The following is a 13753-nucleotide window of genomic DNA, read 5'->3' as shown; positions in this document are numbered from 1 at the left end:
CTTTTTTTTGTAATGGAATTTTTTATCGAACAACATTTAAATTTTTAAGAAAGGCTTGATTATATGAGAATCTAAAGGGCTAAAATAGAAGGTGTTTACAAAATATTTATTAAATATAAGCATTTAGATGTAAGGTTTATGTAATTTGTAATGCTTAATTATTTAGAAATGATTATTTAGAAAAGCTTAATTTATTGAGTGATGAAGAGATACCGTAACTTCAACATAAATCGAACAGTACGAGGTTGTTTTTTATTCGCTTAGGCACATCTAATACTAAAGAATGAGGCCTATTTCCCGCTATTTTTCCAAAAAAAGCACGATTAGAGCAAATATCCCAAAAGTTATGTAACAATATGTTTCTAAAACACCTGTTTTTATACATAAATATATGAAATATAAAAGATTTGGGAAATGGCTTTTCGGCGGTGTACTATGCCGTTGAACCGATTGTAACTCGCAACAACAATTACGTAGTAAAGAAAAAATGATTCAAGAGGCAGGTAAGCTATGAACAACAACTACCGTAAACCACTGCAGGGTACCCAGCTCGAATATTATGACGTACGCCAAGCCGTAGAAGATATTCAGCCAGGTGCATATGCAAAACTTCCCTATACTTCAAAAGTACTTGCCGAGCAGCTGGTACGCCGTTGTGATCCTGCCATTCTGGAACAGTCTTTACGTCAGCTGATTGAACGTAAGCAAGATCATGATTTCCCTTGGTATCCGGCACGTGTGGTGTGTCATGACATCCTGGGGCAAACTGCACTGGTTGACCTTGCAGGCTTGCGTGATGCGATTGCCGACCAAGGCGGTGACCCGTCTAAAGTCAATCCGGTTGTGCCAACCCAGCTCATCGTGGACCACTCATTGGCCGTGGAATATGGCGGTTTCGATCCAGATGCATTTGAGAAAAACCGCGCGGTGGAAGACCGTCGTAATGAAGACCGTTTCCATTTTATTGAATGGACCAAAACAGCGTTTGAAAATGTCGATGTGATTCCTGCGGGTAACGGCATCATGCACCAGATCAACCTGGAAAAAATGTCTCCGGTGATTCAAAAACGTGAAGGTGTAGCATTCCCTGATACTTGTGTGGGTACAGATTCACACACCCCACATACCGATGCTTTAGGGGTGATTTCTGTCGGTGTCGGTGGTCTTGAAGCTGAAAACGTGATGCTGGGCCGTGCTTCATGGATGCGTCTGCCGGACATCATTGGTGTAGAACTTGTAGGTCAACGCAAGCCGGGCATTACTGCAACCGATATCGTGTTGGCATTGACTGAGTTCTTGCGTAAAGAACGTGTCGTGGGTGCATATTTAGAATTCTTCGGTGAAGGTGCGGACAGCATGTCAGTGGGTGATCGCGCGACCATCTCTAACATGACGCCAGAATATGGCGCAACTGCGGCGATGTTCTACATTGACCAGAACACCATTGATTATTTGACGCTGACAGGTCGTGAAGCAGACCAGGTGAAACTGGTTGAACAATATGCCAAAGAAATTGGTCTTTGGGCATCAGACATGACACAGGCGGAATATCCACGTGTACTGCGTTTCGATTTATCGACTGTGACGCGTAACATTGCCGGGCCATCGAATCCGCATGCACGTGTATCGACTGCTGACTTAAAAGAAAAAGGCATTGCAGGCAATTTAGAAGCCGCTCGCGCGCAAGAAGCAGAAGGCTTAATGCCAGATGGTGCGGTGATTATCGCGGCGATTACCTCTTGTACCAATACTTCTAACCCGCGTAACACCGTAGCGGCAGGTTTGTTGGCACGTAAAGCCAATGAGCTGGGTTTAACCCGCAAGCCTTGGGTGAAATCGTCTTTTGCACCGGGTTCTAAAGCAGCGGCTTTATATTTGGAAGAAGCAGGCGTATTGCACGATCTGGAAAAACTGGGCTTTGGTATTGTCGCTTATGCATGTACCACCTGTAACGGCATGTCAGGCGCGCTTGATCCAAAAATCCAGCAGGAAATTATCGACCGTGACCTGTATGCAACTGCGGTACTTTCAGGTAACCGTAACTTCGATGGTCGTATCCATCCATATGCAAAACAGGCCTTCTTGGCTTCTCCGCCATTAGTCATTGCTTATGCCATTGCTGGTACCATCCGTTTTGACATCGAAAAAGATGCTCTAGGCACGGACAAAGACGGCAACCCGATTTACCTGAAAGATATCTGGCCTTCAGATGAAGAAATTGATGCGCTGGTAAAAGTTGCGGTAAAACCAGAGCAGTTTAAGAAAGTCTATATCCCGATGTTTGATTTGGGCGAGCGTGAAAAAGCGGCAAGTCCATTGTATGACTGGCGTCCGCAAAGTACGTATATCCGCCGTCCGCCATATTGGGAAGGGGCTTTGGCTGCACCGCGCACATTGGCCAATATGCGTCCACTGGCAATCTTGCCGGATAACATCACTACCGACCATTTGTCGCCATCAAATGCGATTATTATGGATTCGGCTGCGGGTGAATATCTGCACAAAATGGGCTTGCCTGAGGAAGACTTTAACTCATACGCAACTCACCGCGGAGACCATTTGACTGCGCAGCGTGCAACACTTGCCAACCCGAAACTGTTTAATGAAATGGTGGTGCGTGCTGATGGTACTATCAAGCAGGGTTCGAAAGCGCGTGTGGAGCCGGAAGGCGAAGTGATGCGTATGTGGGAAGCGATTGAAACCTACATGAACCGTAAACAGCCGTTAATTATCATTGCCGGTAAAGACTATGGTCAGGGTTCTAGCCGCGACTGGGCTGCCAAAGGTGTGCGTTTAGCTGGTGTTGAAGCGATTGTTGCAGAAGGTTTTGAGCGTATTCACCGTACTAACCTTGTGGGTATGGGCGTGTTACCGCTTGAGTTTAAGCCGGGCACAGACCGTAAAACCTTAAAGTTGGATGGTACTGAGCTGTATAGCGTGATTGGTAACATCGCACCACGTTCGACGCTGACCTTGGTGATTGAACGTTCAACGGATGATGGTAAAGAACAGATTATAGAAGTGCCTGTAACTTGCCGTTTAGATACCGAAGAAGAAGTGTCTGTGTATGAAGCGGGTGGTGTATTGCAACGCTTTGCACAGGACTTCTTGGAAGGGAATGTGGCTTAATCTTTTTTAAAATCTCCCCTAGCCCCTCTTTGAAAAAGAGGGGAACTCCCTCCTTTTTAAAAGGAGGGTTGGGGTGGATTAAAGTTGTTGATATTGTTTAAAAAACGCTCTAATGTGAATTGGGGCGTTTTTTATTTAATTAAGGGGGATTTTTGGAAATTTATAAAGATATTAATAATGATTCTAACGTGACGCATTACGAAATTGATGATAATCATATTAGGGTGAAATTTAGAGGAACGGCTAAAATTTATCAATACAGTTATAGGAAGGCTGGGAAGTTTCACGTAGATAGGATGAAAATTTTAGCTAGATCAGGAGATGGGTTAAATTCATATATTAATCTGAATGTTAAATTTAAATATGATTAATTCTACTATAAGAGAAGAATAATGAATAAGCGGAACTTTGAGACTTGGATTAATAATTTAACAGCAACTGAAATTGATGAAATCAATAAAAAACAACATGAAGAACATATACACCAAGTGGCTGCTTTTAAGGATGGTTATAAGAAAGAACAATGTTATCTATGTGGTAAAGACTTTAAAACTATTAGTAAAGAGCAGCCATGTCTACACTGGTTATTACGTCGAGGTAAATTTAAGAAAAATGATTTTAAGTTAATTTATACAAAATTTGGTTATCATAATATTGCTGCTTTTTTAAGATGGTGTGCAAATGAGGAAAAGTTATTATCAAATATTAATGATCTTGAAAGTGAAAAAAAAGAACGAAAAATCCTATCATCGACAATATGGTGGAAAAATATAGAGTGGACATTTGATTGCTCAGAGAATGATGCTGAGGGGCATAAAGGTAAACACATTGAATATCCACACTACCATTTTCAGATGAGGATTGATGGAAGACCCTTCATAAATTTTAATGAATTCCATGTACCCTTTTCAAAAGAAGACCTAGAACTTTTGAAATTAAGAGATAATTCTAGAGTAGTTCAAAATTTTGGAGTTGCAGGTTCTGGTATGCAAGATGCAGTGAGTGTAGATCCTGATAAAGTTATTGAATTAGCATCTCCTTCAGAAAATGAAGAAGATGCAACGTATCATTTCTCTACTATAGTAGATATGAGTGATAATCCAATTTCAGGAGAAGAACTCTATGAAATACACATGGAAGCTAAAAAATCAGGTAAATCATTTACATATATGCTAAATAAAAGATTGGGGGATAGGGCGAAAATACAGACTGTTATTAGCCCTGCAGATTCAATACCTGATATTGCGATCAGAACAGAACATAACCGGCGATAATTTCTTCGCCCAAACGACATCATCATTTGTCGAAATGACCAATAGACATTCATCACAAGAGGGTTATACTGGATGCACCATTTCTAAAACACATGGAGAACAAAGATGGTTACTGCTGGCTCTAAACCCGGAACAGGCTTCTATTTTTGTGTTCAATGCGGACATCGCGTCTACTTAGAAATTGGTACTGATCGTTTACCACCGTGTACCAAATGCCTTGGCAATCAATTTAACAACAAAATTGCCTAAGCAGCACCTATAAAACAGTTATCCTCTGTTTGAACATAAGCCCTATAACTCCATAGGGCTTTTTTGTATCTATAGTAATATTTAAAAAATAAAGTTTTATTATTTCAATGGTATATTGGTTTTCAATAATAATTTCATAGTCTGTAAGAATGATAAAAGATCTTGAACGAATTTTACAAATAGCTTTTAAAAATGCAAAACAACAATGCAATTCAGAGGAAAGCTGTCAGCTTGAAATGATTGAACGCAAAAAACATAATGACCGAAGTAAACAATGGATTGCACATTTAGCTGCACAGTTATTACAGCTTACGAAAGAATCCAATAAGACAAATGATCCAGAATTTTGTGCTTTTTATCGCAACAATGCGAATCTTGAAGATCGCAAAATATTTGGTCTAAACGAATTTTTATTTGATATTGTAATCGCGCAGATGATTGAATTCGAATCAGCGCATAAGAAAGCTAAATTTAAAGCTATCAGGAATGCAAAATGGCTTGTAGAAAGTGAATTTCAAACAGGTACATCTAGACCACTTCTATTAGATATAAATAAGCTTGCGCTAGGAGCAGCTGAAAATAAGCTCTTCATTATGAGCAATAGTGATAAAAGCGTCATGAAGAGTTGGGTAACCGATACAATTAAAAAACTAATGGATGATGGAAAGGCAAACGTTTTTTTAGCTGTTGTGCCTCATCCTAGGGATTGGACAAATAAAGATATAATTGAAGTTGAGCAAATCGTTTAGTGTTTTATATTGATCATTAATGAGTTAACAAAAGCCCTATTCATCCATAGGGCTTTTGTTACCTTCATTTTAAAGCACCCCCATATATTCAACCCAAAAAAGGATATGCGCATGGAAACAATACTTGGTTTATGTATCGGTGTGGGCCTAAGTGCTGCCTGCGGTTTTCGCGTATTTGTGCCTTTGCTGGTGATGAGTATTGCCTCCCTAATGGGCTGGTTTGAACCAATGAAAGGCTTTGAATGGTTGGCTATGCCAGCCGTATGTGCCGGACTTGCAGTAGCAACAGTCTGTGAAATTGCTGCCTATTACATTCCTTGGATCGATAATGCCTTAGACACGGTGTCTACGCCTGCCGCCATGATTGCAGGAACGCTAGCGACTATGGCTGTCAGCAGCGGGGAAATGTCACAGTTTGCCAGTTGGGCGGCAGCGATTATTGTTGGTGGCGGTACAGCAAGTGCAGTTCAATTAAGTACGGTGGCGGTTCGTGGGGTTTCTACTGCAACTACGGGTGGAATAGCCAATCCTGTAGTTTCTACAGGGGAATGGATAGGCGCTTTGGTATTGTCTATTTTGTCGTTCGTTGTTCCTGTATTGGTAGTAATAGTTGGCTTGATTGCATTGGTTTGGGTACTGCGTTGGCTACGTTTAAAGAAACAAAATAATATAGGCCGTTCTCCTTTATAAATTTTTCTTCCCTGGATGTTCCTCACGTAATTTTTTGAAAATATTTTTAAAAATGAATCGCTAAAATTTGTTTTAAAAAATGGTTGATTTTTACTCAATAAAGGCATAATTATATTATGGAATTAAATCCATAACTTTTATATGGATTTATTAATGGTTCAACTTTATAAAAATTATTCGGGGAACTATCAATGATCAAATTTATTGTAGATGAACAACCTGCAGCTAAAGGTATACATTACATCCATAATGCCACACTGGGCTGCGAAGACCTGCCAAAAAGCGATGACCAGATTTTGATTGGCTATTTTACAAATTTCGAGCTGGCTTATAAACGCGCAAGAATGAATTGGCCGACAGAAAAGGTGGAAGGTTGCAGTAAGTGCTGTACGGAATAACTCAAAGCTAAACTGTAAAAACTCTGCCAGATTGGTGGAGTTTTTTTATTGGGTTGCTTATTGATCTGGCCGTTGAAGATTAACATTTTAATCAAGAATGAAGTTTTTAATGAATATTAGAAATATAGGGATTTTAAATCCGATTTAATCTCAAGTCTGAGGATTCATATCTCCCTATTCCTCTAGGCTGATCATGGAGTTCTGTTTGAAAATTATTCAATACAACCCCATCTAAAATACGAGGCTCAGCGTGTTTAGGATGGTTCAATTGCAACATTATCTTGATCTAAACCACGACTCTGGTGTTGCCAACTATGAAATTGGCAAGGAATTTATTCGTGTTCAATTTAAGAAAAAATCAAAAATTTATACTTATAGTTATGCCAGTGCCGGCTATCAGCATATCGAAAACATGAAACAGCTGGCTCAATATGGCGATGGCTTAAATGCCTATATCAATCACAATGTTAAGCAACTTTATGTTCGATAAACTGACACTAGATTTTCAGCTTTTGTTTTTCAATAAGACTTTGTTTTTGAATTAAAAAATAATAGTTTAGCTGCTATAGGCATATAGGGTAGGGCACACTCATCTTTAAATTGGCGTATGTTATTACTTTAAAATGAGTCTAAAAATATTCAGGCAATTAATTTAAAACTAAGCTTTCTCTGCCAAAATGCTATGAGGAATAAATGTTCATTTGAGCGTGGAAATTATCATCACGTCGCGGCATATTGAAGCATAAATTAAACAGAGGGTATGGGGCATGAATGGAAAAACAGAATGTCAAACATGTATGGTCTGCAAGAAAAGCTTTCCTAAAAAAAGCCTAGTCCCGATCGGAACAATTCGTAAAGTCATTACAGAGGAAATCTCAAAGGATTTTCCGGATTGGTCACCTGGCGAATTTATTTGCCAAGCCGATTTAACCAAATACCGTATGCAGTATGTGCAGTCCATATTGAAATCTGAACAAGGTGAAGTCACTGATCTGGAATATGAAGTGTTGAACAGTATGCAACAACATGAGCTGATCAGCAAAAATATAGAGAACAAGCTCGATCAGAATTGGACTTTTGGAGAAAAACTGGCTGATAAAATTGCAAGTTTTGGCGGAAGTTGGACTTTTCTGATCTGCTTTGCCATTTTCTTGGCCCTGTGGATTTTGGTCAATACTGTGGTAATGGTGAAACATCCTGCCGACCCATATCCATTTATTTTATTGAATTTAATGTTGTCATGTTTGGCAGCCATTCAAGCGCCCGTAATCATGATGAGCCAAAACCGACAGGAAGCCAAAGACCGTTTGCGTTCGCAAAATGATTATCAGGTCAACTTAAAAGCTGAACTGGAGATTCGACATTTACATGAAAAACTCGATCATCTTTTAATGCATCAGTGGGATCGTCTGGCTAAAATTCAGGAAATACAACTGGATTTACTTTCAGAAATGACCAAGAAGAAATAGCCGTCTATGAGCTAAGGCTAATCTTCAATGCTGTAATGGATTGAAGTGGAGAAAAAATTGCAATCTATAGGGTTTTGACGCAATAAAAAGCAATATTTTGCAGTGGATTGGGAAAAATTTCTATAAATATGGATAAAGCGGGAAAATATTCTGAAAATGATAAAAATGAGTAAATCTTTGGAAATTAATCCCGAATGTCTTTGACTATTCTATATCTCAAGGGTGTGAAGGGATCGAAAAGAGTAGATTGCTGCCAGTTGCGTATAACGTGAGTGTAGTACTTACCCACAAGGTCTTGATTCGGCTTAGGACGCTATAGATTACAAATTTATAGGCATAAGGTTATAATTTACAAAGTTGTAATTGTTGAAGTAAAACAGCATGTTTTCCCTGACCCCTAAAAAATTCTCCAGCAAATAAAAATATAAAAAATCGAATTTACATTCAAAAAACCAGATACAAATCAGTTGTTCATTTTAGTTCATAAAGTCTGCTAATTTAGAAAATACAAGCGAGCATCCGGCAGGCCATAAATATGATAAATGATGATTTTTGGAGTCGTTTTTTACTTTGTTCTTTACTCATTAATTACATCATATTAATGATCTGGTTTTTGGTGTTTATTTTTGCCCGTCACTGGATGAAACAGGTGCATGGCAAATGGTTCCAGCTTTCAGATAACACTTTTGATGCCATTCATTATGGCGGCATGGCTATATATAAAATTGGCATTTTATTGCTTAATCTGGTGCCGTTTCTCGCCTTATATCTGATACGAAATTCCTAAGCCAGACAGAATGATTTAAAATGTTTCAATGTGGTTAGACCATCTTTAAACAGCCGTTTATAAACTTATAAAAACAGTACAACCCTAATAGAAAAGCAGACAAAAGAGGAATTCGGGACCATGAATCAATTTAAACCCGCACTGATTTTAGGTGCTTTCATTTGCCTGGGGATGATTATTGCGGGATGGATTCTGGGCAGTAGTGCAGTCAAAATTAAGCAGTATGAACGTATCGTCTCGGTTAAAGGTCTATCTGAACGTGAGGTGAAAGCCGATGTGGCAGTATGGCCGATCCGTTTTAGCTCGGCCAGTCAGGACCTGACCCAGTTGTATGACACTATGGAAATACAAACCCAGCAAATACAGGCATTTTTAAAAGCCGAAGGTTTTAGCGCGCAGGAAATTACTACTGCTGCTCCGGTCACAACCGATAAATATGCACAGCAATATGGCGGCGATGCCAATGTCGCGCTACGTTATACCGCGCATCAAACCATTACTGTTTATACCCACAGAATTGATGCAGTGCGGGCGGCACAAAGCCGTCTGGTGGCTTTGGGTAAAAAGGGCATCGCCTTTGGTGGCGATGATTCGGGACAACGAACCGAATATTTATTTACCAAGCTCAATGACATTAAACCGGCCATGATTGAACAGGCGACCCAAAATGCCCGCAGTGTGGCAGAAAAATTTGCTGCAGATTCCAAAAGCCGTTTAGGAAAAATCAAGGCAGCTAATCAGGGCCTATTTAGCATTGAAGATCGCGACAGCAATACCCCGTATTTAAAGAAAGTCCGTGTCGTGTCGACGGTGGATTATTATCTGGCGGATTAAATTGGGCAACACGTAATGAAAAAAGACGGTCTGGTTTGCAGATAAATTCCAGTAATCCTGATTTTTATGCAATAAAACACCTGTATTTTAACCCTGAAGATAAAAAATTCTTTTAATAGTCTATTTAAAGAAAAAAATTACCAAAAATGATGGAAAATTAAAAATCTGAGGAAATTAATCCCGACCGTCTTTGGCTAACATATATCTCAAGGGTGTGAAAGGGATCGAAAAGAGTAGCTTGCTGCCAGTTGCGTACAACGTGAGTGCAGTACTTACCCAAAAGGTCTCGATTCGGCTTAGGACGCTATAGATCATAAGTTTATAGGCTATAAGGTCATCACTTACAAAGTGTGATAGTTGAAGTAAACCACGACGTTTTCCCTAACACCCTAAAAAATTTTCCAAACAATAAAAAATAACAATTCTTTTTCTTTTCATTTATTTAATCTGCATCAAATTTTACCTAGCTGAATGTGCATTGCATCATTAAAACTATACTTATCAATTGATATAAAATGATTTTGCATAAAAAAACAAAATAGTCGGCTGAAAAAACTCTTGCTAGAATGAAATTCGATCATTTTAAAATGAGCCAATAAAAATGAAAAAATTCGAATTGGAAATTCGTCATCCACAGCATTTGAGTGAGCAGGATGCAGAAGCTTTAGGATTATTTGAACGTACAGAAATATTAAGCCAATTCGATGCAATCAACTGGCGTCGCCAACTGGTTTCGCAACTGGAAATGAATGGGGCCATTACCTCGTTTACCGTAACCGATGCTGATACCCAGCAATGCCTGCGTCTCAGCTTAAATGCCTATTCGGCCTCTGATCAGCTGGCATTTAAGCTGGAAAGTGATATTGAAATTGTTACTCCGCAAAAGAATCTATTTGGTCTCATCACTTTAAAGCACAAGGATTATGTGGCTTTTAAACAGCTCAGTCTCGATCAGGCTAAAGCATATCTCAACCATTTTCTAAACGGTCAGCTAGACACCCTGAAGGACAACTATAAAAGCATCCGGGAAAAACAGAAACAGGCATAATTTGACGGGATGTGGCAGCATTGACAGCTTTAGCAGAGATTGTTATTTTGCGCCCATTCTCCCACATGCCGTATTGCCATGCCCATCAACGACAACTTCGTTTATATGCCACCTCAGGAACCGCTTGCCATCGTCTATGAAGATGAAGATCTGGTGGTGATTGAAAAGCCGGCAGGGTTGTTGTCTGTTCCAGGGCGTTTGCCTGAACACCATGACAGTGCCTATTTTCGCGTACTGGAAAAATATCCCAATGCTAAAATTACCCACCGTTTGGATATGGCCACCTCGGGTATTTTGATGTTTGCCAAACACCGGGAAGCGGAAGTGGCAGTCAGTAAAATGTTTCAGGCACGTACGGTCAAAAAAAACTATATTGCTCTGGTTCAAGGCAAACTCGAAGCCGAGGGCAGTGTCGAAGTGCCATTAATTACCGACTGGGAAAACCGGCCGCGTCAAATCGTGCATTTTGAATTGGGAAAACCCGCCAAGACCCTATATCAGGCCCTGAAATATTCTGAAACGGAAGATATCACCCGGGTATTACTAACACCGATTACAGGGCGATCACATCAGCTGCGGGTGCATATGCAATATATTGGACATCCGATCACGGGTGATAAGCTGTATCATCCGGAACCCTACCAAAGTCCATTAAAACGTATGGCCTTACATGCCAGCTATCTGGCTTTTAAACAGCCATTGACTGGTGAAGATGTGGAAGTTAAGGTAAAAGTTCCTTTTTAATCAATATGTTAAATAATAATCTTTTCAGTATTTTACAATTTTAATAATAAGTTACATATATGGCAGGAGGGCGATCTTCTTCTTGTCAGCCAACTGATTTATGATGATGGAAATCTTGGAATAATAAAAAAGTGAGATAAGTCGCACACAATATCCCTGTTTCTAGTGATTGAAAAACAACCTAATAATAAATACTGTGAAACATTTCTTTGAGATAATAATAATGATTTATCTATATATCCTAACCACCACCATTTTGGTGGGATTGCTTTATCGGGCAATCATACGAATAAGAAAAAAACAGCTCAACCTTGAATCTTTACAGCTGAATCTGGATCGCACGCGAAATAATCTGGCAGAGCATGAACAGCAAAATGATGAGCTGCATCATCAACTAAATAGCTATCGTATAGAGATTGGCAATTTAAAAAACAGGGTTGAAAAGCTGAGCCAGTATCAAGATGTTTTAGATATTGAACATTACGTTGCAGAGCGAAAAAACCAGGTCGAAAGCTTTGTCGAAGCCACTAAAATTGAAGCAGAGTTTCTGCTGGAAAAAATGACAGTAGAGATTGAAAACACCCGGCATTATCTGGAAAAACTGGAAAAAAATAGCCGGCTTAATATAGAAGCCCAAGCCAGAGAACGCTTAGGTGGTTTTTATCATCAAGCGGTAGAACAAGAGAACCTGGCGGTAATTTCCAAAGCATTGGAAAACAAGATTCATGGTTATGGCATCCAATATTTATATCCCGTACAAACACTTTTGGATCAATTGATTGAGGGCTATGATGAAATTCATGCCGTGCAGCAGTTAACAGAAGTTCGCCGTAAAATAAAAAATGCCATTGCAGCAAACACGGTGGGTCAATGTGATTATGTCGAGGAAAATCGAAGACTTTCTGCCATCGCTTTAGTTACTCATGTGTTTAACAGTAAGGCCGATCTGTATTTATCGCAATTAGACCACGACACTCTGGGAGCGTTTGTTCAGGCGCTGCAAGATGACTTTATCCTGATTAATCATTATGGAACAGCATTCAGTCATGCGCGAATTCATGAATCATTTTTAAAGTTACGTCTGGAAGAGTTTAAGCTTGCAGCTCTGGTATTAGCATTCAAGTTACAGCAGCAGACTAAAGTCGGTGAATTGCAAGAGCAGATGGTAGAAGGCTAAAACCAGCTTATCTGCTGAAAAATAAAAAGTTGTAGAAAAAGGGATAGTTCATCAGCACGATTGCGGTGGTCAAATTGATAAACTGAAACAAACTTGAGCTAATCTGTAGAGCATGATATAGCTGATACCTAATTACAATAAGGAAACGCTCCATGACACGCGATTTTGAACAATTCCCCGATGATGAAAATGGTAATGTACTTTGGCAAATGGCTGAAGATGGCGACGACCTGACCGAAGCCCATGAAATTGAATTTTCCATTGCTTTTCAAACTCAAGAACAGGCAGAAAAATGTGCACTTTATCTGCTCAAAGAAGAACAAAAAATTAGCCTGTTTGAAGATGAAGAAGCCGACACGGTCGAGTGGATTATCACGATTTATGTCTATATGGAACCTGAATATTCAGACATTGTCGACCTTGAAGAGTGGTTTGGCAGCATTGCTGAACAGTATGGCGGTGAATATGATGGCTGGGGTTGTATGGCCTATGTTTATGATGATGAAGATTTTGAAGGCGAAATTAGAAGTTAGTTCAAACAGTTCAATCCTGTTGAAAAATCTTGCCGTCCTTCAGATTGAAGCAAAACCTGTATTGCAGGACTGAAAGATAATGTAGCCCTAAGGGTGTAAGCGCTTAGGGCTACATTATAAAAAGTATAATTAAGTCATTACTAAGGCTATACCGAAGCAGAAAAGAACGGTGCTAAAATTTTATTCCGGAAAAAACAACAATAAGCAAAGGAAAATATAATGAGCGAAAGTAATACAGTTAAACTGCATCGAGTATTTACCGCACCACCAGAACGGGTATTTAAAGCATTTATTGATCCGGATGCTCTGGTCAAATGGATGGCACCACATGGTTTTACCGCTAAGGTCCATCATCTGGATGCTAAAGTCGGTGGAACCTATAAAATGTCCTTTAGCAATTTCTCTACCGGTTCTAGCCACTCCTTTGGTGGCACCTATCATGAAATCATTCCAAATCAGTTTTTGCGCTATACCGACCAGTTTGATGACCCGAATTTACCGGGTGAAATTGAAGTGATTATTCAGTTAAAAGCAGTGTCTGTGGGAACAGAAGTGCATATTACCCAATCGGGCATTCCAGAAGTCATTCCTGTGGAAGCATGCTATTTGGGATGGCAGGAATCCTTGCAACTTCTGACTTTATTGGTTACTCCTGAAATTCCAGATCAGTAG

Annotated in this window: 16 protein-coding genes; all 16 read left to right on the top strand. The window is 39.6% G+C overall.

The features are described 5' to 3' along the window. Positions 1-510: 510 nt before the first annotated feature. The 16 genes from acnD to ACE01R_RS11750 all read left to right on the top strand — a co-directional run bounded on the left by acnD (position 511) and on the right by ACE01R_RS11750 (position 13753). Positions 511-3129, top strand: a complete 2619-nt coding sequence (gene acnD, locus ACE01R_RS11825) for a Fe/S-dependent 2-methylisocitrate dehydratase AcnD (RefSeq protein ID WP_395551399.1) — start codon at positions 511-513, stop codon at positions 3127-3129. 152 nt (positions 3130-3281) lie between these two features. Further along, positions 3282-3500, top strand: a complete 219-nt coding sequence (locus tag ACE01R_RS11820) for a hypothetical protein (protein WP_395551398.1) — start codon at positions 3282-3284, stop codon at positions 3498-3500. A 21-nt stretch (positions 3501-3521) separates the two neighbouring features. Then, positions 3522-4403, top strand: a complete 882-nt coding sequence (locus ACE01R_RS11815) for a hypothetical protein (RefSeq protein WP_395551397.1) — start codon at positions 3522-3524, stop codon at positions 4401-4403. 105 nt (positions 4404-4508) lie between these two features. Beyond that, positions 4509-4652 carry a zinc ribbon-containing protein gene (locus ACE01R_RS11810; protein ID WP_395551396.1) on the top strand — a complete coding sequence of 48 codons (144 nt, stop codon included), beginning with the start codon at positions 4509-4511 and terminating at the stop codon, positions 4650-4652. A gap of 149 nt (positions 4653-4801) precedes the next feature. Continuing rightward, positions 4802-5401 (top strand): hypothetical protein, encoded by a 600-nt coding sequence (locus ACE01R_RS11805; RefSeq protein ID WP_395551395.1) that lies wholly within the window; start codon positions 4802-4804, stop codon positions 5399-5401. Between the two features lie 111 nt (positions 5402-5512). After that, positions 5513-6091 (top strand): DUF4126 domain-containing protein, encoded by a 579-nt coding sequence (locus ACE01R_RS11800; RefSeq protein ID WP_395551394.1) that lies wholly within the window; start codon positions 5513-5515, stop codon positions 6089-6091. Positions 6092-6282: 191 nt separating this feature from the next. Then, positions 6283-6489: a hypothetical protein gene (locus ACE01R_RS11795; RefSeq protein ID WP_395551393.1), complete on the top strand. Its 207-nt coding sequence runs from the start codon at positions 6283-6285 to the stop codon at positions 6487-6489. A 268-nt stretch (positions 6490-6757) separates the two neighbouring features. Beyond that, on the top strand, positions 6758-6979 hold the full coding sequence (locus ACE01R_RS11790) for a hypothetical protein (RefSeq protein ID WP_395551459.1): 222 nt from the start codon (positions 6758-6760) through the stop codon (positions 6977-6979). A gap of 277 nt (positions 6980-7256) precedes the next feature. Then, the gene (locus tag ACE01R_RS11785; protein WP_395551392.1) at positions 7257-7958 is read left to right on the top strand and encodes a DUF1003 domain-containing protein; all 702 of its coding nucleotides are present in this window, start codon (positions 7257-7259) and stop codon (positions 7956-7958) included. Positions 7959-8496: 538 nt separating this feature from the next. Then, on the top strand, positions 8497-8745 hold the full coding sequence (locus ACE01R_RS11780) for a DUF6868 family protein (RefSeq protein ID WP_395551458.1): 249 nt from the start codon (positions 8497-8499) through the stop codon (positions 8743-8745). Positions 8746-8865: 120 nt separating this feature from the next. After that, positions 8866-9579, top strand: coding sequence for an SIMPL domain-containing protein (locus ACE01R_RS11775; RefSeq protein WP_395551391.1), 714 nt, complete (start codon positions 8866-8868; stop codon positions 9577-9579). 601 nt (positions 9580-10180) lie between these two features. Then, a complete protein-coding gene (locus tag ACE01R_RS11770; protein WP_395551378.1) occupies positions 10181-10627 on the top strand; it encodes a hypothetical protein in 447 nt (148 codons plus the stop codon). A 78-nt stretch (positions 10628-10705) separates the two neighbouring features. Next, complete coding sequence (locus ACE01R_RS11765; RefSeq protein ID WP_395551373.1) at positions 10706-11371, top strand: RluA family pseudouridine synthase; 666 nt, start codon at positions 10706-10708, stop codon at positions 11369-11371. Between the two features lie 223 nt (positions 11372-11594). After that, positions 11595-12548: a DUF4041 domain-containing protein gene (locus tag ACE01R_RS11760; protein ID WP_395551372.1), complete on the top strand. Its 954-nt coding sequence runs from the start codon at positions 11595-11597 to the stop codon at positions 12546-12548. Positions 12549-12700: 152 nt separating this feature from the next. Further along, positions 12701-13081, top strand: a complete 381-nt coding sequence (locus ACE01R_RS11755; RefSeq protein WP_395551371.1) for a ribonuclease E inhibitor RraB — start codon at positions 12701-12703, stop codon at positions 13079-13081. 219 nt (positions 13082-13300) lie between these two features. Further along, positions 13301-13753 (top strand): SRPBCC family protein, encoded by a 453-nt coding sequence (locus ACE01R_RS11750; protein WP_395551370.1) that lies wholly within the window; start codon positions 13301-13303, stop codon positions 13751-13753.

It is taken from the genome of Acinetobacter sp. BSP-28 (genome assembly GCF_044130285.1).
GTDB lineage: Bacteria > Pseudomonadota > Gammaproteobacteria > Pseudomonadales > Moraxellaceae > Acinetobacter.
This window is presented reverse-complemented; position numbering and strand designations above follow the sequence as displayed.

What these genes read in the sequence shown, in the direction of transcription:
- acnD (WP_395551399.1), top strand. Translation starts at nt 511, where the DNA reads ATGAACAACAACTACCGTAAACCACTGCAGGGTACCCAGCTCGAATAT.
- ACE01R_RS11815 (WP_395551397.1), top strand. Translation starts at nt 3,522, where the DNA reads ATGAATAAGCGGAACTTTGAGACTTGGATTAATAATTTAACAGCAACT.
- ACE01R_RS11810 (WP_395551396.1), top strand. Translation starts at nt 4,509, where the DNA reads ATGGTTACTGCTGGCTCTAAACCCGGAACAGGCTTCTATTTTTGTGTT.
- ACE01R_RS11805 (WP_395551395.1), top strand. Translation starts at nt 4,802, where the DNA reads ATGATAAAAGATCTTGAACGAATTTTACAAATAGCTTTTAAAAATGCA.
- ACE01R_RS11800 (WP_395551394.1), top strand. Translation starts at nt 5,513, where the DNA reads ATGGAAACAATACTTGGTTTATGTATCGGTGTGGGCCTAAGTGCTGCC.
- ACE01R_RS11795 (WP_395551393.1), top strand. Translation starts at nt 6,283, where the DNA reads ATGATCAAATTTATTGTAGATGAACAACCTGCAGCTAAAGGTATACAT.
- ACE01R_RS11785 (WP_395551392.1), top strand. Translation starts at nt 7,257, where the DNA reads ATGAATGGAAAAACAGAATGTCAAACATGTATGGTCTGCAAGAAAAGC.
- ACE01R_RS11775 (WP_395551391.1), top strand. Translation starts at nt 8,866, where the DNA reads ATGAATCAATTTAAACCCGCACTGATTTTAGGTGCTTTCATTTGCCTG.
- ACE01R_RS11770 (WP_395551378.1), top strand. Translation starts at nt 10,181, where the DNA reads ATGAAAAAATTCGAATTGGAAATTCGTCATCCACAGCATTTGAGTGAG.
- ACE01R_RS11765 (WP_395551373.1), top strand. Translation starts at nt 10,706, where the DNA reads ATGCCCATCAACGACAACTTCGTTTATATGCCACCTCAGGAACCGCTT.
- ACE01R_RS11760 (WP_395551372.1), top strand. Translation starts at nt 11,595, where the DNA reads ATGATTTATCTATATATCCTAACCACCACCATTTTGGTGGGATTGCTT.
- ACE01R_RS11755 (WP_395551371.1), top strand. Translation starts at nt 12,701, where the DNA reads ATGACACGCGATTTTGAACAATTCCCCGATGATGAAAATGGTAATGTA.
- ACE01R_RS11750 (WP_395551370.1), top strand. Translation starts at nt 13,301, where the DNA reads ATGAGCGAAAGTAATACAGTTAAACTGCATCGAGTATTTACCGCACCA.